This is a genomic window from Pseudovibrio sp. W74, assembly GCF_001623085.1.
Classification (GTDB): Bacteria; Pseudomonadota; Alphaproteobacteria; order Rhizobiales; family Stappiaceae; genus Pseudovibrio.
In genome coordinates this window covers 70,976-91,895 of record NZ_LMCJ01000058.1, presented here as the reverse complement: position 1 = coordinate 91,895, position 20,920 = coordinate 70,976, and the positions used below count along the sequence as shown (strand labels likewise).

Annotated in this window: 20 protein-coding genes; 9 read left to right on the top strand and 11 right to left on the bottom strand. The window is 51.6% G+C overall.

Going from position 1 to position 20,920, the window contains the following annotated elements:
• Position 1: 1 nt before the first annotated feature.
• Positions 2–487, top strand: coding sequence for a GNAT family N-acetyltransferase (locus PsW74_RS25070; RefSeq protein WP_063286197.1), 486 nt, complete (start codon positions 2–4; stop codon positions 485–487).
• Here the strand turns inward: PsW74_RS25070 and PsW74_RS25065 are convergent.
• From PsW74_RS25065 to PsW74_RS25045, 5 genes are all read right to left on the bottom strand, one after another.
• The gene (locus PsW74_RS25065; RefSeq protein ID WP_063286196.1) at positions 484–3,033 is read right to left on the bottom strand and encodes a tetratricopeptide repeat protein; all 2,550 of its coding nucleotides are present in this window, start codon (positions 3,031–3,033) and stop codon (positions 484–486) included. The genes PsW74_RS25070 and PsW74_RS25065 overlap by 4 nt on opposite strands.
• Before the next feature lie 149 nt (positions 3,034–3,182).
• Entirely contained in the window at positions 3,183–4,613 is a 1,431-nt protein-coding gene (cls, locus tag PsW74_RS25060; protein WP_063286195.1) for a cardiolipin synthase, read from the bottom strand.
• 63 nt (positions 4,614–4,676) lie between these two features.
• The gene (locus PsW74_RS25055; protein ID WP_057464639.1) at positions 4,677–4,988 is read right to left on the bottom strand and encodes a YrhK family protein; all 312 of its coding nucleotides are present in this window, start codon (positions 4,986–4,988) and stop codon (positions 4,677–4,679) included.
• 94 nt (positions 4,989–5,082) lie between these two features.
• A complete protein-coding gene (locus tag PsW74_RS25050; RefSeq protein ID WP_082830702.1) occupies positions 5,083–5,934 on the bottom strand; it encodes an SDR family oxidoreductase in 852 nt (283 codons plus the stop codon).
• Positions 5,935–5,954: 20 nt separating this feature from the next.
• The gene (locus tag PsW74_RS25045; RefSeq protein WP_063286194.1) at positions 5,955–7,196 is read right to left on the bottom strand and encodes a ubiquinone biosynthesis hydroxylase; all 1,242 of its coding nucleotides are present in this window, start codon (positions 7,194–7,196) and stop codon (positions 5,955–5,957) included.
• Positions 7,197–7,323: 127 nt separating this feature from the next.
• On the opposite strand from PsW74_RS25045, the gene tesB reads away from it, so the two are divergent.
• Both tesB and PsW74_RS25035 read left to right on the top strand, forming a co-directional pair.
• Entirely contained in the window at positions 7,324–8,205 is an 882-nt protein-coding gene (gene tesB / locus PsW74_RS25040) for an acyl-CoA thioesterase II (protein ID WP_057464641.1), read from the top strand.
• Positions 8,206–8,293: 88 nt separating this feature from the next.
• Positions 8,294–8,674 (top strand): VOC family protein, encoded by a 381-nt coding sequence (locus tag PsW74_RS25035; RefSeq protein ID WP_063286193.1) that lies wholly within the window; start codon positions 8,294–8,296, stop codon positions 8,672–8,674.
• Between the two features lie 20 nt (positions 8,675–8,694).
• On the opposite strand, the gene PsW74_RS25030 is transcribed toward PsW74_RS25035, so the two are convergent.
• Both PsW74_RS25030 and PsW74_RS25025 read right to left on the bottom strand, forming a co-directional pair.
• Positions 8,695–9,159: a YccF family protein gene (locus tag PsW74_RS25030; protein WP_063286192.1), complete on the bottom strand. Its 465-nt coding sequence runs from the start codon at positions 9,157–9,159 to the stop codon at positions 8,695–8,697.
• A gap of 67 nt (positions 9,160–9,226) precedes the next feature.
• Positions 9,227–9,895, bottom strand: a complete 669-nt coding sequence (locus tag PsW74_RS25025; protein WP_063286191.1) for a TlpA disulfide reductase family protein — start codon at positions 9,893–9,895, stop codon at positions 9,227–9,229.
• Positions 9,896–9,924: 29 nt separating this feature from the next.
• Between PsW74_RS25025 and argH the strand changes: the two genes are divergently transcribed.
• The 5 genes from argH to PsW74_RS25000 all read left to right on the top strand — a co-directional run bounded on the left by argH (position 9,925) and on the right by PsW74_RS25000 (position 16,559).
• Positions 9,925–11,325 carry an argininosuccinate lyase gene (gene argH / locus PsW74_RS25020; RefSeq protein WP_063286190.1) on the top strand — a complete coding sequence of 467 codons (1,401 nt, stop codon included), beginning with the start codon at positions 9,925–9,927 and terminating at the stop codon, positions 11,323–11,325.
• A 139-nt stretch (positions 11,326–11,464) separates the two neighbouring features.
• On the top strand, positions 11,465–11,734 hold the full coding sequence (locus tag PsW74_RS25015) for a lipoprotein (RefSeq protein ID WP_057464646.1): 270 nt from the start codon (positions 11,465–11,467) through the stop codon (positions 11,732–11,734).
• Between the two features lie 48 nt (positions 11,735–11,782).
• Positions 11,783–13,054 carry a diaminopimelate decarboxylase gene (lysA, locus tag PsW74_RS25010; protein WP_063286189.1) on the top strand — a complete coding sequence of 424 codons (1,272 nt, stop codon included), beginning with the start codon at positions 11,783–11,785 and terminating at the stop codon, positions 13,052–13,054.
• Between the two features lie 96 nt (positions 13,055–13,150).
• Positions 13,151–15,796 (top strand): TIGR02302 family protein, encoded by a 2,646-nt coding sequence (locus tag PsW74_RS25005; protein WP_063286188.1) that lies wholly within the window; start codon positions 13,151–13,153, stop codon positions 15,794–15,796.
• Positions 15,797–15,848: 52 nt separating this feature from the next.
• Positions 15,849–16,559: a TetR/AcrR family transcriptional regulator gene (locus tag PsW74_RS25000; protein WP_208988154.1), complete on the top strand. Its 711-nt coding sequence runs from the start codon at positions 15,849–15,851 to the stop codon at positions 16,557–16,559.
• Between the two features lie 56 nt (positions 16,560–16,615).
• Here PsW74_RS25000 and PsW74_RS24995 read toward each other — a convergent pair whose 3' ends face one another.
• The 4 genes from PsW74_RS24995 to PsW74_RS24980 all read right to left on the bottom strand — a co-directional run bounded on the left by PsW74_RS24995 (position 16,616) and on the right by PsW74_RS24980 (position 20,001).
• Positions 16,616–17,917: a S41 family peptidase gene (locus tag PsW74_RS24995; protein WP_063286187.1), complete on the bottom strand. Its 1,302-nt coding sequence runs from the start codon at positions 17,915–17,917 to the stop codon at positions 16,616–16,618.
• 166 nt (positions 17,918–18,083) lie between these two features.
• The gene (locus tag PsW74_RS24990; protein ID WP_063286186.1) at positions 18,084–18,479 is read right to left on the bottom strand and encodes a response regulator; all 396 of its coding nucleotides are present in this window, start codon (positions 18,477–18,479) and stop codon (positions 18,084–18,086) included.
• Between the two features lie 14 nt (positions 18,480–18,493).
• Positions 18,494–19,039 carry a hypoxanthine phosphoribosyltransferase gene (hpt, locus tag PsW74_RS24985; RefSeq protein WP_057464651.1) on the bottom strand — a complete coding sequence of 182 codons (546 nt, stop codon included), beginning with the start codon at positions 19,037–19,039 and terminating at the stop codon, positions 18,494–18,496.
• Positions 19,036–20,001, bottom strand: coding sequence for a zinc-ribbon domain-containing protein (locus tag PsW74_RS24980; RefSeq protein ID WP_063286185.1), 966 nt, complete (start codon positions 19,999–20,001; stop codon positions 19,036–19,038). The genes hpt and PsW74_RS24980 overlap by 4 nt, the downstream gene beginning before the upstream one ends.
• A 423-nt stretch (positions 20,002–20,424) precedes the next feature.
• On the opposite strand from PsW74_RS24980, the gene PsW74_RS24975 reads away from it, so the two are divergent.
• A partial coding sequence (locus PsW74_RS24975) for an ATP-binding cassette domain-containing protein (protein WP_244277904.1) occupies positions 20,425–20,920 on the top strand: 496 nt, incomplete at its 3' end.

The following is a 20,920-nucleotide window of genomic DNA, read 5'->3' as shown; positions in this document are numbered from 1 at the left end:
TATGAGAGAACTAGAGATTAGTTTTCAGAGCATTCCTGCAACGCTGACCTATAAGCTTCGCCAGCAAGTGCTCTGGCCAGAATCTCCCATAGAACGGGTCATGGTTCCAGAAGATCACCAGGCCCTTCATATTGGAGCCTTTGAAGAAGAAAACCTGATTGGTGTTGGGTCTTTCTTCTTCGATCTGCCCTCTGTGAGACTGCGAAAGCTGGCAGTGTTGCCAGAAAAGCAAGGGCGTGGCATCGGAAGCAACCTCATTCGGTTTGCGGCAAACCAGCCTGACTTGCAAAAAGCGGATTACATCTGGTGCGACGCAAGAGAAGATGCCGTTGCTTTCTATCAACGCCTCGGTTTTAAGATTGAAGGCAATGCCTTCCAAAAATTTGGCGTTTCTTACCTGCGTGCACGGGTTGAGCTTGCTCAGCTTTCACAGCAACGGCTGGTGATTGACGAGCTCTTAGATGCCGCACCTCTGGTCACTCATTAAGTGGGGACTACGGGTAGGAACTTGAACCTTATCGGTGCTTTGGTTGGGTCTGATTGCCCGTTGGTTTTGAGCTTCTTCATGAGGGTTTTGGCTTTGCCGATGGCTTGATCCAGCTCTTTGGTATTCAGGTGATCTGCTATGTCTTCTTGTGCTTTTAGCGCAGGTTTGCTGCCATTCTCTGCTGCTATGTAAAACCAGACATAAGCGCTTTCTATGTCCTGCTGAACTCCGCTGCCTTTGTAAAAAGCAAGACCGATGCGATATTGGGCTTCTACATGGCTTTGCTTTGCGGCGCGGAGAACCCATTTTGCAGCATCAGATTTATTCTTTGCAATGCCTTGGCCTGTGGCATTCATACGTCCAAAATTGAATTGTGCCTCAGCATGATTTTGCGTTGCAGCGAGGTAGTACCAGTTTGCTGCTTCAGTGTTGTTTTGTTCTACACCCACTCCGTCTTCGTAGGCTCTTCCGATACGGTACTGCGCTTCGGCATGACCTTTTTCAGCAGCGAGGCGAACCCATCTTGCAGCTGTGGTTTCGTCCTGCTCTACCCCTTGTCCTGTGGCATAGAGAAACCCAAGGTTATACTGAGCATCCGGGTGGCCTTGTTTAGCGGCAAAATGGTACCAAGCCGAGGCTTCTATTAGGTCTTGCGGTAGGCCTGTACCGTTGGCGTACATAACAGCGAGGTTGTACTGCGCATCAGCAACACCTTGTTCAGCTGCTCGGCTGTACCATTTTACAGCCTTGTCGTAGTTCTGATCTACGCCCAGACCGATTTCATAGATGCGGCCCAGATTAAACTGAGCGTTGGCATGCCCTTGTTCTGCAGCCAGACGGAACTTTTCTGCAGCTTTGGGGTAGTCCTGTGGTGCGCCTTTTCCGTTGGTGAAGGCACGACCGAGATTATAATGGAACCCGGCAAGATGTTGCTCGGCAGCCTGATGATATTCCTTTGCAATACCGGCATAGTGCTGCTTTAAGTCTTCGCCAATGTAACGCATGTCTGTGAGACGGTTTTTTGCGATCGCATTCCCGTTATCGGCTGCAAGGCGATAAAACTTTTCTGCTTCGGCGTAGTCCAGTTTTACACCTAGGCCGACGGTGTAAAGATACCCGAGTTCAAGCTGTGCTTTCGCGTGGTTTTGCTCTGCTGCGAGACGGTAAAGCTTTGCAGCTTCAGCATAGTCCTGCTGAACGCCCTGCCCATTTTGATAAAAGAGTGCGAGATAGTATTGTGCTGCTTTGTCACCTTGATCGGCAGCAACTTCGTACCACTTTGCAGCCTCACTGTAGTCTCGTGGTCTGCCTTGGCCATTGGCGTACATTTGGCCAAGTTCTCGTTGTGCTGTCGCATCGCCTTGTTTTGCGGCTTGCATAAGTGATTTTGCAGCTTTGTCGTAATCCTGAAGCCGGGCCTGAAGGCCTTTTATTGCAATCTGTGCTCGGTCATGGTTTTGCTCAGCAGCAAGGCGGAACCACTTTTCGGCTTGTTGATTGTCTTGAGGTACGCCAAGCCCATCCTCATAAAGCACAGCAAGGTTGTATTGAGCTTGGTCATTTCCTTGCCGAGCAGCAAGCCGGTACCATTTTGCTGCTTCCTTGTAGTCTCTTGGTACGCCTAACCCCTTCTCGTACATGTACCCTAGCTTAAGTCTGGCGCCTGAATACCCTTGCTTTATTGAGAGGTGGTACCATTTGATGGCTTCTTTGTAGTCCCTAGGAACACCTCGCCCTTCTTTGTAAAAATAGCCGACATTGGATTGAGCTATTGCATTGCCTTGGTCGGCAGAAAGTCGGTACCATTTGAGCGCTTCCCTGTTATCTTTCCGCACTCCCATTCCTCTGGAGTACATATAGCCAAGTTCAAGTTGAGCACCGGCATGATCTTTCTCTGTGGCGAGGCGGTACCATTTTACGGCTTCTTCATAATCCTTCCGCACGCCGTTACCATAATGGTATAATAGCCCTAGGTTATGTTGAGCGCCTGCATGGCCCTGATCAGCGGCAAGACGATACCATTTTGCTGCTTCAACGTAGTCTTGTGGGACGCCAGTGCCATCTTCGAGATCAATTGCCAGGCTAAACTGTGCCTTTGCATCACCTTGCTTAGCCTTACGCCAAACCTTCATCGCTGCGTTACTATAACGTTTCGGCCCCGCAAGCCCTTGGGCGTAAAAGTAATTAAGTTCGCGTTCTGCTTCCGGATGCCCTTTGTCAGCTGCGAGCAGATACCATTTTTCGGCCTCTTTGAAGCTTTGCGGGACGCCTCGTCCTTTGTGATACAAGTTGGCAAGGCGGTATTGAGCGGCGACGTGACCTTGCTCAGCGGCTAAGCGAAACCATTTTGCAGCCTTGGTATAGTTCTGAGGGACACCTTGTGCCTCTTCGTAGAGAATTCCAAGTTTGTATTGAGAATGAAAGTCACCTTGCTCAGCGGATGCCGAGATGGTTTTGAAATCCTCGGCGTACACTGGAAGGATTGCTTGGCTGGACAGTGAAATGACCAGAGCTGCCAGAGCTAACTTCAAATGCCGCAACTGCATATTTTCCCCCGAATCTGCAACGCTTCAAACAATAGCAGAGATTACAATTTTAGGATTGGACAGTCGTAGTTCCGTCTCAAACAACCTTATTGAAAAGGTGAGAGTCCAAATCGCGATTGCATTTAGCTTTCTACAGATTAGCTGCAGGACTACAAGATCGGGCTGACTGTTGCGATGATGTTGTTTTTTATTCGTTTGAGGTATGACCAACTGGAAACAGTTTCAAAAAAGACCTGATCTGAACTGTCGAGGTATTGCTGTTGCCGTTCCAGAACAGCGTTCGTTATTGCCTTGTCTTGCAACAGAATGTTGTTTTCGTAGTTTAGGTCAAAGCTTCGCAGATCAAGGTTGGAAGAGCCGATCAAAGTGATCTTGTTATCCATTGTGAGTGTCTTGGCGTGCAACAGACCGCCTTTGAATTCAAAGAGATCACAACCAGCCTCCAGAAGTTTGAAATAGTGGCTGCGACTTGCAGCGGCCACGATCCAGCTGTCGTTGACCTTCGGGAAAATCAAGGTGACCTTTACGCCTCGATAAGCCGCTGCGCGCAAGGCTTCCAGAACAGTTTCATCGGGGACAAAGTAGGGGGTCGATAGTGTGAGTTCGAAGCGGGCGGTTGCAATCAGGCAGGCAAAGAGCTGAGGTGTTGCTCCTTTGCGTTCCGTTGGGCCATCGCCCATCACCTGTGCCGGGAACCCTTCTTGTGCCGGTTCTGACTTCAATTCAAAGTCATTTAGCTTTTCGCCTGTTGCTTGCATCCAATCGCTTATGAACAGAAGCTGGTTTTGCGTCACAATGGGCCCGGTCAGGCGTAGCATGATGTCGACCCAGGGAGCGTATTTTGCTTTGACCAGAAATTCCGGATCAGCTGAGTTTCTACTGCCGCAGTAAGTGACTTTTCCGTCGATAATCGTGATTTTACGGTGGTTGCGCAGGTCCAATCTGCTGGTCAGGAGCGTTCGTACTGGTTTGTCCAGCGGCAGGGCGACAGCTAGTTGAACGCCTGCCTCTTTCATCTGCTCCCATAACTGTGATTTTATGAGCTGGTGTGAGCCGAGACCATCTGCCATCGCGCGGCATACGACCCCTCGCTGGGTTGCTCTGATCAAAGCGTCGGCGAGTGCTGTGCCCGTGTGGTCATTTAGCCAGATGTAATAGAGAACATGCACATAGTCCTGCGCGGCATCGATATCTGCTATCAAGCTGTCGCGGGTTGCCGTGGCATCTTCCATGAGTGTGGCGTTGTTTCCAGCAACTGGATAAAAGCCGTTTATTGAACCAGCATAATGGAAGCTGTTGCGGTATTCCGGGTTGATTAGCTGATCGACATCAGCTGGCGTGCCCATGAATTGCTTAGCGTTTTCATGGATGTCATCAAAAATCTCTTTGTGGCGTTTGTCTGCGCGATGGCCAAGATCAGTTTCTCCGAAGAGGAAGTAAATGGCGATGCCGACATAGGGCAGCACGTTCAGAACAATGAACCAGGCGAGGCGAACTGGTGGTGACAAATCATCTCGCAGCAGAATTCGGATTGTAAACGTCAAAACTAATAGAACATGGAAAACTAGTATGAAGGTCATTTGAACTCGGCTGCGTTGAAATTTTGCCCTGTGATTGGTCGTTGGTGAACGTGTTGGTTAGGTTCACTTCATATCGGGGTTTAGCCAACCCGTATTATTCTCAGTGCCTTCAGGCAGGTCCTCATATTTTCCAAGGCGGATATATGCAATTTCCCGAAAGAGCTTAATGGTTGGGCGGAGGCCGAATAAAATTGATCCAACCAGAAACAGCCATGTTCCCAAATAGGTGGTTGCCTCTTTAAAAAAGAGAATGCTGCCAACGACGAACAGGGCTGCTGCAGAGAAATCAACAGCAGTGTAAGCGAGTTCGCAATACGCATAAATTTGCTTATGTCGCTCGCTCATTGTGCAATTGTCAGGATGAAATAGTGCCATGGGGAATCTCTTTTGCTGGGGGCATAAATCCAGAGTGCGCGCAATACGGGGCACTGGGAGTTTACTTTGAAGAAAACCGAGGCGTCTCGTTCTCTTACTCTTCCGACTTTGCAGACCTTCTCAGGATCATATCGATCATTGAGGTTGGCAGGATGCGTCGCAGAGTGCCCATGATGTGGGTTGGAACGGTTACGTAATAACGTGCCTTAGCCTTGGGGGCTTCAATAGCGTGGGTGAGTTTTTGGACGACTGCATCGGGTTGGAGCTTGAATTTTGTGGTGCCACCTTTGGCGAGCATGGAGAGACGGCGGTTGTAGCTTTCGCGGAAGTGGGAGGCGTTCTTGGTCTCCTCGCCGATTTCCTCATAGAACATTTGGACAGCTGTTTTGGAGAACTCGGATTGAATCGGACCCGGTTCGATTAAGCTCACCTGTATGCCTGAGCCATGCAATTCCAGCCGCAGGGTGTCGGTGTAGCCTTCTAATGCAAACTTGGTGGCGTTGTAGGCGCCGCGATAATCCATGGCGACGAGGCCAAGGATTGAGGAGCATTGCACGATACGGCCATGACCTTGCTCGCGCATCACCGGAATGACAAGGCGGGTGAGTTCGTGCCAGCCGAAGAAGTTGGTTTCGAACTGACGGCGCAAGGCATCCGTGGGAAGATCTTCTATGGCGCCAGGAAGGCCATAGGCGCCGTTGTTGAAGAGCGCATCAAGACGTCCGCCTGTGATTGCCAGAACTGACTCAACGGCGGACTGAATAGATTCGGTTTCGCAATAATCTAAATGAAAGGCGTGAAAGCCTTCTGAGCGCAGACGTTCTGCATCCTCTGGCTTGCGACAGGTGGGAAAGACCTGCCATCCTCTTTCTCTCAAAATGTGTGCAGCAGAGTAACCAATGCCGGTGGAACATCCGGTGATGAGGATGGAGCGTTTGTCTTTCACGTATGCGGCCTAAATCTGAGTTAAAGCGGATTGCCGAGGAGGAGTTTTGGGGAAGGGCCGGCCAGGCCTGCTGCTTCGCCGATGAAGTGTTTTTTCAGGAATGGCATGCGCTCAACAAGACCGAGGCCGAGATCGCGGACAGCACGGACTGGGTCGATGTTGTTGGAGAACAGGCGGTTCAGCACATCGGTGGTCATGCCCATCTGCCATGTGTCGAAACGGCGCCAGCTCTGGTAGCGCTCCAGAATGTGTGCTGCACCGATATCGAGGCCGAGACGGTGGGCGTCTACAAGCACCTCTGAAAGGGCTGCAACATCCTTGAAGCCGAAGTTGAGGCCCTGGCCAGCAATTGGGTGGATGCCGTGTGCAGCATCGCCTGCCAGTGCAAAGCGGTTGGAGACGAAAGAGCGCGCCAGCACGAGGTTTAGAGGAAACGCAGCGCGGGGTCCGTCCAATTTGAGCTCGCCCAGATGATGACCGAAGCGGCGTTCCAGTTCGATTTCAAAGGTGAACTCATCGCCATTGACCAAGCGGTTGGCTTCTGCCGTCTTTTCAGTCCAGACGATGGAGGAGCGGTTGCCTTTCAGTGGCAGTATCGCGAACGGACCGGAGGGCAGGAAGTGCTCTTCTGCGCGGCCATTGTGTGGGCGTTCATGTGCGATTGTGGTGACAATGCCGCTTTGATTGTAGCTCCAGCGATTGCATTGGATGCCTGCGAGATCGCGGAGTTTGGAGCGCACGCCATCAGCTGCCACGATCAAGCGTGACTGGATGGTTTTGCCGCTGCCGAGTGTGATGTTGACGTGGGCTGGCTCTACTGCAAAGTCTTTGACACTGTCGGGCGCGAAGATGTGAACGCCTGCATCTGTGGCTGCATCATGCAATGCGCCGACCATATGATTGTTCTGAACCATGTGGGCAAATGGTTCGCCGTCATCAACATCGCCTGCAAATGTCAGGAAGATTGGGCGCACGCTGTCGTGCAGCTTGCTGTCTGTGACAATCATTTCGGTGATAGGCTGGGATTCATCTTCAAGCTTGTACCAGATGCCGAGTTGATCGAGCATGCGCACGGCGCCTGCCGCGATGGCCGAGGAACGCGGATCGTTCTCGATGGCTGAGCGTGGGCGCAGGTCTACAAGCGCGATTTTCATGGAAGGTTCTGACTGCTTCAAAGCAAGCGCGAGCGATAGGCCAACATACCCGCCGCCGCCAATGGTGACGTCATAAAGGTCTTCGGTGGCGGTCTGTTTCTTGCTCATAGAACTCTTTCCTGTAATCGTTTGCCCTATAACCATTAGGTTAGCCCAATTGATCGTTGACACTATCGATATAGCGCCACACTACTCACATGCAATCGAAATCACTACAAAAATAGGTTTGTCTGTAATGACGAAGGCTGTTGAAAATCTGCTGGACCTTTTGGATCTGGAGAAATTAGAGGAAAATCTGTTTCGTGGCACAAGCCCACAAAGCGGGTGGCAGCGTGTTTTTGGTGGGCAGGTGATTGGTCAGGCCCTTGTTGCTGCCTCCCGAACGGTTGGCGCAGAACGTCAGGTCAATTCGCTGCATGGGTATTTTCTGCGTCCGGGCGATCCGAAGGTGCCAATCATCTATGAGGTTGACCGTATTCGTGATGGTGGCAGCTTTACAACACGGCGTGTTGTGGCGATCCAGCATGGTCATGCAATCTTCTCTATGTCCGCCTCTTACCAACGTGTTGAAAGTGGTATGGAGCATCAGATTGAGATGCCGGATGTGCCGATGCCGGAAGATTTGATGCCGATCTCTGAAATCTCCGATGAACTGATCTCAAAGGCACCGGAGCCCGTGCAGAAGTACTGGAAGCGGGAGCGTCCGATTGAGTTGCGTCCATTGGATTTGGGGCAATATTTCTCTCGCAAGAAGCAAGAGCCGGTGCAGCATGTGTGGGTGCGGGCGGCTTCAAGGCTGCCAGATGATCCGCGTATTCACCAGTGCGTGCTGGCTTATGCCTCTGACATGACGCTTTTGGATACGGCGCTATTCCCGCATGGCATCAACGTGTTTGTGCCAAATCTGCAGGTGGCAAGTCTGGACCACGCCATGTGGTTCCACAGCGATTTCCGCTTTGATGAGTGGTTGCTTTACACGCAGGACAGCCCGCGTTCAGCGGGTGGCCGTGGTTTCAGTCGTGGCAGCCTTTACACGCGGGATGGTGTGTTGGTGGCTTCCGCTGTTCAGGAAGGCCTGATGCGGATGAGGGAGCGTCCTGTACCGGGTAAGGGGTAAGATCAAAGATATTGCTTGGTGCAAGAGCTATACTTTGTCTGTAGCAATCTGTTTGTTTCTTTGATTTTTAAGATGACGGGGTGTGAGCATGTTTAAGCCCAATAGCGTTATTCTCTATGTCGAAGACGTGGAGAAAAGCACCAAGTTTTATACTGATGTTCTGCAAAGCAGCCCGATTGAGCGTTTTCAGGAATTTTCGCTGTTTTCTTTGGGAGACGACGTCACACTTGGCTTGCAGTCTGCGCAGGGGATCGACCCGAAACCGCAACCATCCTTTGGCGGCTTTGAGCTGTCACTGAGTGATGTGAGCCGGGAAGAGGTTGATCAGGTTTACAGTCTCTGGAAAGAGAAGGGCATTTCGATCGTTCTGGAGCCCACTGATCTGGACTTTGGCTACACGTTTGTTGCGACCGATCCTGACGGGCATCGGTTGCGGGTGTGCGCGACTGATACGACCAATGTGAGTTAGAGCACGCTGTGCCGGTTTCTCTAATATCTGTAGCTGTTTAGGGTTTCTCTGGCTTTGTATTGGCGTGCCAAGTCCGCTGTTTGGGTCGTTACAACACGGCGTCCGACGGGCCAGAAGGAAATTGCTGCGAGTTTGAAGGACTGAAGGCCAAAGGGAATGCCTATGATTGTCAGGCAGGTGAGAATGCCGGATATCACATAGCCTAGGAACAGCGAGAGGCCAAACGGCAGCCATAGGATGTTGAAGATGAAACCCAGGATCCCTGTTAAGACAGTGGTTGGCGTTGCACCTTTGTTATCCAGATCTCTTATGTGCACAATGTCCTTGCCAAAGGGCCATGCCGATAATTTGGCCATTTCCCAGGCTGCTCGTGTGTAAGGGAGGCCAATGATTGTGAGTGCGAACAGGAGGCCGTACACAAGCCACATCAGGGCCAGGTACCAGCCTCCAAGGACAAACCAGATTACATTTCCAGCGTAGCGCATAATAAATATCTCAAATTTATAAATGGATTTTGAGATGTATCTAAGTAGCCGCTACGTGAATTTCAATTCACTGAACCTTTTTCTGTCCAGCCAGCGCGGCGTTGACCAATGCGAAGGCTTCTGGGGCTGCCCAGTCGGCGGGGCCGAACATGGTGCCGATTTCGCAGCCGTCTTCACCGATCATGATTGTGCTTGGCAGGCCGGGGGCTTTGCCTTTGGTGCGCAGGTTGTTGAAGGTGTCCATGGTGTGGTCTGAGAAGTACGCCAGATCCTTCACGCCGATATCGCTCAGGAACTTCAGCGGCTTTGGATTGTTTTCACCACGGTCCATGTTAACGGCGATGACGTTGAATTCTGCGCTGCCGGCTTCACGCTGCAGTTTGTCCAGATGCGGCATTTCTTTGCGGCACGGAGCGCACCATGTGGCCCAAAGGTTGAGCAGTTTGGTGCCTTTCAGGTCTGCCATGGTGATGAAGTTGCCGTCAGCATCGTTGAATTTCAGCTGTGAGAGATTCAAAGGCTTCTCGGCAGGTAGGAAAGCGGCCACTTCGCCTGTGGTCAAACCCTTGAGATTTTTTGCGGTATTCATTGAAGAAGAGCAGGCGAGGGCTTGTGGATCCTCACTTTTTTGCTGATTAAGCGCCCATACAGCTCCGCCTACGACGACAAATCCAGCTAATGCTGCAATAAGCCCTTTTCCGAGGCCGAACTTTCCGGTAACTGTCAGTTTCTTCATATTAAACCCAAATCATAATGAGGCTAGACATGAGCAACCGCATGTGGGGGGGCCGTTTTGCGGAAGGGCCAGATGCAATCATGGAAGAGATCAATGCTTCCATTGATTTTGATCGCAAGCTCTACCGACAAGACATAGCCGGGTCCAAGGCTCATGTTAGCATGTTGGCTGCACAGGGCATCGTTAGCGCAGAAGATGCCGAAAAGATAGCTCAGGGTCTAGACACAATTCTGTCAGAGATCGAAGAGGGCACCTTTACCTTCTCTCGTGCGCTTGAAGACATTCACATGAATATCGAAGCGCGTCTGGCTGAATTGATTGGCCCGACCGCTGGCCGTCTTCACACAGCTCGTTCACGTAACGACCAGGTTGCCACAGATTTCCGTCTTTGGGTACGCGACTCTTTGGACGATCTTGAGGCACAAGTGACCGACCTGATGCAGGCTCTTGCTGAAAAAGCAGAAGAGCATGCAGCAGTTGTGATGCCGGGCTTTACACACTTGCAGTCCGCGCAGCCGGTGACTTTCGGCCACCACCTGATGGCTTATGTCGAGATGTTCTCTCGTGACCGCTCCCGTCTGCAAGATGCGCGTGCGCGTATGAATGAGAGCCCACTTGGCTGTGCTGCGCTTGCTGGTACGTCTTTCCCGATTGACCGTGAGATGACTGCGGCTTCTCTGGGCTTTGATCGTCCGACTGCAAACTCTCTTGATGGTGTTTCTGACCGTGACTTTGCCATTGAAGCGCTAGCGGATGCATCTATCTGTGCGATGCACTTGTCTCGTCTGGCAGAAGAGATTGTGATCTGGTGTTCTGCTCAGTTTGGTTTCATCAAGCTTTCCGACAAGTTTTCGACCGGTTCTTCCATCATGCCGCAGAAGAAGAACCCGGATGCAGCTGAGCTGATCCGTGCGAAGACTGGCCGTATTTATGGCGCGTTGAACTCTCTTCTCGTGATGATGAAGGGTTTGCCGCTGACCTACTCCAAGGACATGCAGGAAGACAAAGAGCAGGCGTTTGACGCTCTGCCGAACCTGTCTCTGGCTCTGGCAGCCATGACTGGCATGATGCGTGACCTTGAGCCGAATGTGAAAACGCTGAAGAAAGCTGCCGGTTCCGGCTATTCTACCGCGACTGATCTGGCTGACTGGTGTGTGCGTGTAGTTGGCATGCCATTCCGTGATGCTCACCATGTGACTGGTGCACTTGTTAAGATGGCTGTCGATAAAGGTGTAGACCTGCATCGCCTGACATTGGAAGAGATGCAGAGCGTTGAACCGAAGATCACGGATGATGTCTACAGCGTTCTTTCCGTTGATAAATCTGTTCGCAGCCGTGTCTCTTATGGTGGCACAAGCCCGGTGAATGTGCGTAAGCAATCTCGCCGTTGGCTTAAGCAGCTTGAGCGTGAGCAGAAGACGGAAAAGTAAGTCTGTTCTTCGGATGATCTTGCAGTCATCGTTGTTACGGTGCAGAAATAAAACTGAGAGTAGGCTCGGGTTCGCCCGAGTCAGTCCTTAGGTCGAATTTCTGGTTTGGTAAGATCATCCAGATTGGAGCAGAGAAAACATGAGCTCGCAAGGCATGAAAGACATTACAAAAAGCCGTAGTTCCAAGCTTTTGATTGGCCTCACAATTGTTGCACTCGGTCTGAGTGTTTCCGCTTGTGGGCGTAAAGGCAGTTTGGAAACGCCAAGCCAAGCTCGGGCGACTGCAGATGGTGCACCGCCACCCCTGAACGATGCTCCTGTACCAGAGATCCCTGGAGATAAGGACGAAAGTCTGTTTCTGGATCCGTTGATTGGTGCGGATGAGGATGATCCCGACTTCAATTTTTAGACTGGTTCGCTAAGCCCACCGCGGTAGAGCCAGCGTAGAGGACCTACATTGCATTACTTTGAGTTTAAGGATGGCGTGCTTCACGCTGAAGATGTTGCGCTGAGCGAAATTGCAGCGGAAGTTGGAACACCATTTTACTGCTATTCCCGCGCGACATTTGAACGTCACTTCAAGGTTTTTGACGGGGCGTTTGATGGAATAGATCATCTGACCTGTTATGCAATGAAGGCGAACTCCAACATCGCTATTTTGACGGTGTTGGCGAAACTTGGCGCTGGTGCGGATGTTGTTTCTGAAGGGGAGCTGCGCCGTGCACTGAAAGCGGGCATTCCTGCAAACAAGATTGTGTTTTCTGGTGTTGGCAAGACCCGTCAGGAAATGCGTTTTGCGCTGGATGCTGGCATCCTGTGCTTCAATGTGGAATCCGAGCCTGAGCTGAAGCGGCTTTCTGCCGTTGCTTCCGAGATGGGTAAGACTGCGCCGATTTCTCTGCGCATCAACCCGGATGTGGATGCAAAGACCCACGCTAAAATCTCTACAGGTCTGGCCGCGAACAAGTTTGGCATTGCCTGGGATCAGGCTCGTGCGGTTTACAACGAAGCTGCGCAGCTGCCGGGCCTGAAAGTGACCGGTATGGACATGCATATCGGTTCTCAGATCACTGAGCTGGGTCCGTTTGATGATGCTTTGGAACGCCTTGGTGTGCTGATTGGTATGCTGAAGGAAGACGGCATTGAGATTGACCACCTTGATGTGGGTGGCGGTCTTGGCATTCCTTACGGAAGCGGAATTGAAGCGCCGCTGCCGACTGAGTATGCGAAGGTTGTTCGTAAACACATTGAGCGCCTTGGCGTTACGCTGATTACCGAACCTGGCCGTTTGATTGCAGGAAACGCCGGTATTCTCGTTACCGAAACGATCTACCGTAAAGAAGGTGAAGCGAAGAACTTCGTCATCGTGGATGCTGCGATGAACGATCTGATCCGCCCAACTCTTTATGAAGCCCACCATGACATTGGTGCGGTGAGCGAAGAGCGTCAGAACGGTGAGCAGATGCTGGCGGATGTTGTTGGGCCAGTTTGTGAAACCGGTGACTACATTGCTCGTAACCGGGAGTTGCCGAAGTTTGAGGAAGGCGACCTGCTGGCTGTCTACTCTGCAGGTGCTTATGGTGCGACCCAATCCGGCACCTACAACACGCGTCTTCTGGTGCCTGAAGTTCTGGTTGATGGCGACAAGTTTGCGATCATTCGTCAGCGTCCAAGTTACGATGAGTTACTAAATCAAGACGTTGTGCCGAACTGGGTTGAAAAGGCTTAACTCTGTTTGAAAGCCCCTTAGGTTTGCCAGATTGCTGATCTACGTTAATCGCCGTATGCTCAAAAGAAAAAGCAGGCGGCGATTAGCGAGGCCTTTGTGACCCATCAGAATGAGAATGGCGGCAATAAAAACCTAAAGAATGCCATAGCTTCTGCAAGTGAATTGCGAGAGCATAAGACGCGTTATGGCGAAGGGGCCGGGCTATTTGACCTGTGGCAGTCCCTGTTTTCTCAAAGATTATCCTATCGATTGAAAAGGCTGGCTTTTAAAGCGCAGCTTTATTTGTTTTGGGAGCGGTTTTGGCCTGCCATTCAGGTACCGCTTATCGTGGCTTGCCTGTATGTTGCCGTTAGCTTTTTAGGGCTGTGGCAGCTGCTTGGGTTTTATGGCTCTGCGGTGGGATCAATCCTGTTTCTCGCTGTTTTCATTTGGAGTTGCTACCCGCTTTTACGTCTGAAGCTTCCCGATGAAGCGGAGGGGCTGCGCAAGGTTGAGCTTGCCAGTGATCTGCCGCACCGACCTTTGCTCTCTTACAAAGATGAGCAGGCGACCGGGATGGATGACGAAGAGGCGCTTGCGCTTTGGTCTGCTCACCAAAAGCGGTTGCGAGAGCGGCTTAAAAACCTACGTGTTGGGGGTGTTAATCCGCGTGGGTTTGCCAAAGATCCTTATGCCCTGCGTGTTTTCGCCGTTATGTTGCTTGTGGTGGGGTATTCCGTTTCGGATACGAACCGGTGGTCTAGCCTTTTGGCACCGTTCCAGTCTCAGGGTGTGGGAAGCGTTTTACCTGCTCGCATTGATGCGTGGGTTACTCCGCCAGCTTACACGGGTGAGGCTCCTGTTTTCCTCAGCGGAGATGCCAATCAACTGCGGGATTCTCGAGATGCGCTCTCGATTGCCAGTGGCAGTGAGGTGCTGGTGCGGGCGCAGGGCACAGGTGAATTCTCCGTTGTCTATTTCTCGCGCCGTGGACAAGAGGTTTTGGAACCGGAACGTGTTCAGCCGGGAGCTGGTGAAAGCTCTGCAGAGCTGAAAACCACCGAATGGCGCTTTCCGTTGAACTCAAGCGGACGCTTGCAGATTCTTCAAAATGACTCTCCGAAATATTCCTGGAAGATTGCTATTCGCCCTGACTTGCCGCCGCGCATTCGTTTGTTTGATGATCCGGAAGAGCAGCTTTCCGGCAGTCTCAAGCTGACTTATCTGGTGCAGGATGATTACCGTGTGGTTTCTGCTGAAGCTATAATGGAGCAGGTTCAACGCGGAGATGAGGAGAAGCAAGGCCGATCTCTGGTAGAGGCGCCACGGTTTAACCTGAGCTTACCGCCCAAGGATGCCAAAATGGCTGTCGGGCAGACCTTTCAGGATTTGACGGCTCATCCATGGGCAGGTTCTGAGGTGGCTCTTGTGCTTGTGGCTCGTGATGAGGCTGAGCAAGAGGGGCGCTCGCAACCCGTCTATATCAAGCTTCCGGAGCGCCGGTTCAATAAACCTTTGGCGCGGGCTGTTGTTGAGCAGCGCCGTAATCTCGCAATGAACGTTGAGAGCTATCCGCAGGTGGTGGATGCGCTGGATATGCTGATGATTGCGCCGGAGCGGTTCATCGATGATGCCGGGTCTTATCTGCCGTTGCGCTTTGCTTATGCCGAGTTGGTTGCAGCCAATACGGATGAGCAGCTGACAGACATGCTGGACGTATTGTGGAACGTGGCGCTGACGATTGAGGATGGTGGTTTATCTGCTGCCGAGCGGGCTTTGCGTGAGGCGCAGGAGGCTTTGCGGAGGGCATTGGAGCAGGGGGCTTCGGAGCAGGAGATTGCTGAGTTGATGAGCGATCTGCGCAAGGCACTGGATGATTATCTGAAATCCATGGCCCAGCAGATGCGCGAGAACCCTCAGCAACTTGGCCAGATGCCGATGGATGAGAATTCTCAGCAGATCACGCCACGGGATCTGGATGACATGCTGCGCCGCATGGAAGAGCTGGCGAAAACCGGTTCTTTGGAAGCGGCGCGTGAGCTTTTAGCGCAGATGCAGCAAATGCTGGAGAACATGCAGAACGCGCAGCAGCAACAGCAAGCGCCAAGCCAGCAGCAACAAGAGATGTTGCAGGCCCTGGAAGATCTTGGTGAGATGATCCAGAAGCAGCGCAACCTGATGGATGAAACGCACCAGTTTGATCCGGACAGCCAGCAGCGCCGTCCCGGCCAGCGCAATGACCAGCAGGATAAGCGTGGTCAGGGTGGTGAGATGAGCAATGAGGAGGCTCAGCAGGCCTTCCGCGAGTTGCAGAAGCAGCAGCGCAATCTTTCTGACGACCTGCAGAAGCTGCTCGACAGCATGGCAAACAACGGAGCCAAGCCGAGCAAGGATTTGGATAGTGCGGGGAACTCCATGGAGGATGCTGGTGATGCTTTAGGCGCGCAGCAGGCGGATGAGGCTGTGTCTGAGCAGAGTCAGGCTCTGGAATCCTTGCGCAAAGGCGCTCAGCAGCTTGCAGAGCAACTGGCCGGACAGGCTGGTGGGCAAGGGCAAGCAACCAACTCTCCGCTGAACGAGGACCCGCTTGGCCGTATGCGCCGCGTTGAGGGGCCGGAATTTGGCAGTCAGGTGAAAGTGCCTGATGAGATTGAGGTTCAGCGGGCGCGGCGTATTCTAGAAGAGCTGCGTCGCCGGCTTTCTGATCCTGACCGTCCGCAGCTTGAGCTGGAGTATCTGGAACGGTTGATGAAGCGCTACTGATCAGCAGATTCAGGATGCTTTAATGAAGAGTTAGAAAACTAGATTGATCGCGATGTCGGTCCTTCCAGTTTTCTTTGCCATTTGGCGGCTCCTTCATTGTCGTGCCCGCTTTAGCTCCTATACTTTCGCCATGAGCCAGACAGATCCAAACAAACCTGAAGTTCTGTCACACATCATCGAAGAGGTGATGGATGACTGCATCAGGGTGTTTGTGCTTAAAGGGCTGCAAGCCTGTTCCATGGAAGACTTCTATGAGGCCTGTGGGCCGCATCGGGCGTATGTGGAAGAACACTTCACGACCAAGCAGGACTTCTGCGCTGCGGTTTTGCTGTGGTGGCTCAACAGCATTTTTGCTGAACTGAAAAGCACCATTTCGCTGCACTCCAATCTGCATTCGGCTATCGAAGCGGTGCTATATGAGTTCATCGATATCTGTGTCGGTCATCGTGAAAGCAAGCACGGTGATAAGTTTTGTGTGCTCGACAATATGGCGTTGTTTGATGAGGAGCTGCTGGCGAAGTTTGCGATGTATTATCAGGAGGGTGTGAAGCATTTTCGCTTGAAGTTCATGGATCTGAAGAGTGAACTTAAGGACCCTGATGATATTGAGAAGCTTCTGATCTTCTATGTGATGATCCTTGAGGGGCTTTATGTCCTGATCCGGCGTGGGTTCTCCCGCAACATGCTTTTTGAATATGCTGATATGAGCCTGCACACGCTGGAATTTTATGAGAAGCGCCCGTCTGATAAGGCGACTGATTAAAGGTCCGCAAGCATCGGCTGGTAAGCTGGAGCTGGACGAGGACGTTAGAGATTGGCTTAGCTGGTCACGGCTTGTCTGAGTAGTTGCTGTGCAAGTGTGAGGGCAGGGTCGTTGCCTTGGCGGATGTCTTCTGGTGTTGGCATAACTGGATAATCCGGATGTATCCCAACTCCTTCGAACCTTATCCCATCTGGAAAATCAGTACGCTTTGCCGAGATTGTAAGCTGTGTTTCGGGCAGAGGTGCCTCAAAATAGGGTTGTCCGGTTGAGCCCGCGGACGCTTCTCCAACGATTGTTGCGCGTCCGGAATGTTTTAGAGGTATCAAGAGATCTTCGGTTGCTGAGCCGCTGCCAACATCAATCAGAACAATCAGCTTTCCTCGAAACGGTGTGGCACTGGCTGGGAAGGTCTCGCCGTCTGTGAGGAGATGCATGGGCGTTGTTTCAGCGTTGGGCTGGGTGTGATGTGCGGAGAGTTCTCCGTTTTGCCATGCAGCCACGCCTTGTTCAGCCTTCTCCAGTCCGGTGATCTGAGGTGTTCGTTCCATCCAGATTGCGATCGGCTCCAGGCAGAGTTTTTTCATGAGCTTCATGGGTGTGTTGCCGCCGCCATTGCCACGTAAGTCAAGGATGAGTGGGGACTGGTTGTCGATCTGGCTTAGGAAGGCGAGAGCTTGTTCCTCGTACTCTGGTTTTGAGAAGCTGCGGATGATCAGGCGTGGATGCTTTCCCGAAGTGTCGAGTTCAAATGCTTTGAGACATGAAAGTGGATGCTTGTGTCCTGCGCGGGTGATCTGCAGGCTTTGCCCGTCGTGAAGAGTGATGTTGAGTTGGTTTGGCAAAAGAAAGCTATTGAATAGCAGCAGGTTGCGTTCTGCAGCTTCTGGCTTTGAGGCGCTGACAAGCTTTATGTACCTCGCAAAGAACTCATTAGCAGGAAGGTTGTTGACCTGCTCAATGACGTCTCCGGCTTTGATGTCTGTGCGGGTTGAGCCACAAACAGTCCATGCGCGCTTTGAGGCTGATACGGGTAGCGGGCGTGCCCAGAACCCAAAGCCTGAGTTTTGTAAGAGTGTGAAATCAATGAAGTGAGTATGCGCGTTCTTAAGGCGAGCCAGATAGCTTTGCGTTGCAAGCAGGAAGCCACGGCGATCTTCGACGTCTTCCAATGCACCTAGATAGCGAAAGTAGAGATCTGCGTTGCTGGTTTCCGGGATGTTTTCCCAATGCGCGAAACAGCTTTCTACCGCTGAATATATTCGGCTGGCTGCATAGTATTTTGCTACAGGAGAAAGGGGCGCTGTCGGGTCTTCCAAATGCATCATTGCTTGTTGAAGGACAGAAGTCTCTTGTTCCATGGGAAAGCTCACTCAAAACCAACAATGAAATATGCGCATAGAAGATCAGGAAATCCCGATTTTGTACAGCGTGTTGGATTTAGGTTTGGCGCTTGAGACTGAAAAAACAAAACGCGACCGCTCGGAGGAGGGATCGCGTTTCTTGAAACTTTATTGGGGAAGGGCTTTAAGCAAACGCGGTTTGCTGAGAGCCTTCTTCTTCTGCCAAGGCAGTGGTGACGGCTTTTCTGACTTCCACCAGTGAAAATGGTTTTGTCAGAACGTCCTTCACGCATTTACCGACTTCTTCAGAGCGTTCACGCTGGTCTGCGTAACCGGTCATCAAAAGGATTGGCAGGCCCGGATAGCGAGCGCTACTTTGCATCGCAAGTTCGATACCATCCATCTCCGGCATTCTGATGTCGGAGAGCAGAAGGTCAAACCTGCCCTGCTGTTGCAGCAGTACAAGAGCGGCTTCGGCGCCATCTTCTACGGCGGTCACTTTGTGCCCGTCCAGCTCCAATGCACGTTTTACAAAGGCGCGGACCGCATCATCGTCTTCCGTCAGAAGTATGTGAGCCATTATAGCCCCCCTAGTTAGTCGTCACCTTCCTGCGGCACGTAGCCGATGAATGGCAACTGTCTCCATGCATGCCCCATGTCCATGCCGTAGCCGACGACGAATTTATCCGGACAATCAAAGCCCGTATAATCCGATTTAACATCGGCTTTTCTGTGGTTCGGTTTGTCCAGGAGTGCAGCAATCCGGACAGACTTGGCTCCACGTTCGGCGATCATGTCGCGTGCAAACTTCAGAGTGCGGCCGGATTCAAGAATATCATCGACCAAGATGACGTCTCTTCCGGTCACGTCGCTTTCGATATCGCGGAGGACTTTTACCTCTCCTGACGACACCGTTCCACTTCCATAACTTGAAAGGTGTAAAAATTCCATTTCCGGAACGGAACCTGCTCTGTGCAAAGCACGGGCAAGGTCAGCTGCAAAAATGAAGCTTCCTTTCAAGACCGCTACTACGAGGAGATTGTGAGGCTTGTCCTGTGAGATAGCTTCTGCGACGGCTTTTACGCGTGCCGCGATTGCTTCTTCATCAAACAGCACGCGGATTTCCGGGTTACCGGTCATCTAATGCTCGCTCTTTTCTTTTGGCGCTCAACAAAGCGCAATTGAATGTCGGCGGCTCGCTCTGGCGGATTGTTTAGCCGAGCTCTGAACCGGGTTTTATCACCTGGTGCAAGCCAGTCTTCTCTTGGCTCAACAATCCAGGAGTGTATCTCTTGCGTGTCCAGTGAGCGCAACGCCAGCTTAATCGCCGGAATATACGTCTCGCTTCTTGTAATATTTTCTACAGAACCTTCCACAACAAGCACGACGGAACCGTCGTCCACCTCACGGAATGTTCTCAGATCCTTAAATACAAGACCACGCAGATTTACGGTCATACCAGCCAACTGGTAAAGACCAGCCAAATCGGGGAAGGTTCTTACGATTGATTCACGGTAGTGCACAGCTGAAAAACAGAGTGCGAGTGAAGCAGCAAGAAGACTTGCGCCCAGCAGGCCTTTCGCGCTTATAACACCTGATTTGCGGGATGACTTGGTTTTTTTTCTAGATCTTCGGTTGGACTTTTGAGAGGCGCCTTCAGATTTCTTTTTATCGTCGGGTTTATCCTCTTCAGAACCCGTTGGTTCTTCTGATGCCTCATAGGAGTTGCCGGCCTTGTCACTGGACTGAGTGTCGGTGTCCTTGCCCATAGAACCGCTTGAATCTGAAGGTTCTTCCTTGGGTTTTCCTACAAGGTCTTCTTCTGAAAATGCTTCGTGACGATCTGCTTTATCGCCGAGACCAGCCCAATCGCTTTCATCCAAACTTTCGGAGAACGAGGGCTCTTTGCGGTCATCATCGGGTGTTGAATTGTTGTGTACTTCGGGCTCAGCATCGAGTGCAGCAGCCCAATCGTCCTCTACCTCTGGTGTAACCTGCCAGATATGATTGCAGCTGGCGCATTTTACTTTGCGGCCAGTCTCTCCAATTTTGTCCGTTGGGATCTCGTAGGCAGTATTACATTGAGGGCAGATAATTTTCATCGAGCGTGGTCCAAAAGCGGTTGGCCTTTAAAAGGAATGGACAAGCCGCTTAAATCCTTCATTTTCTAGCGTATTCGTCTTCGAGAGCCGAAGGAGGCTGTCGGGAACACGTCTCAGAGCCACCAAATATGCAATATACTCACAAGTACTCAACTGCGTAGGCTTTGACTAGCCTAAATACTGGTGCTTCACGTCAGGTTGAGTGACTAGAATTTATACTATCTGAAGTATGAGGACCTCTATATCCTTAATGAAGTGTTAATTTATTCGAGGGATATCCAAAGGAACAGGCTCGCATAAATTTGCAGGGGTAAGTTCAGTCAAAAATTGAACGCGAGAAAATTATTTTTTAGAGTGATTTGCACGAGTTTGGCCTCATTTTTCTGATAAGGCGAAACCTTACGTCTGCTAGGGGAATTTTCGGTGATACGCTTTGAGAATGTGGGACTTCGGTATGGCATGGGCACTGAAGTACTTCGGGATTTGACCTTTTCCATTGAGCCGCAATCTTTTCAGTTTCTCACTGGTCCTTCAGGTGCGGGCAAAACCAGTTTGCTGCGCCTGTTATTCCTTTCTATGCGCCCCACTCGCGGGTTGATTTCTGTTTTTGGCAAAGACACCACCAAGATCGCAAAGGCTGAGCTGCCATCTATGCGCCGCCGGATTGGTGTGGTGTTTCAGGATTTCCGGTTGCTGGATCACCTGACCACCTACGAGAATGTGGCTCTGCCGCACCGTGTTGCAGGGAAATCCGAGGCAGAGTACCGTCCTGATGTGATTGATTTGCTGAAGTGGGTTGGGCTTGGCGACCGTATGCATGTGCTGCCACCTGTTCTTTCCGGTGGGGAAAAACAGCGTGCTGCTATTGCGCGGGCGTTGATCACGCGGCCTGAAGTTTTGCTCGCGGATGAGCCGACAG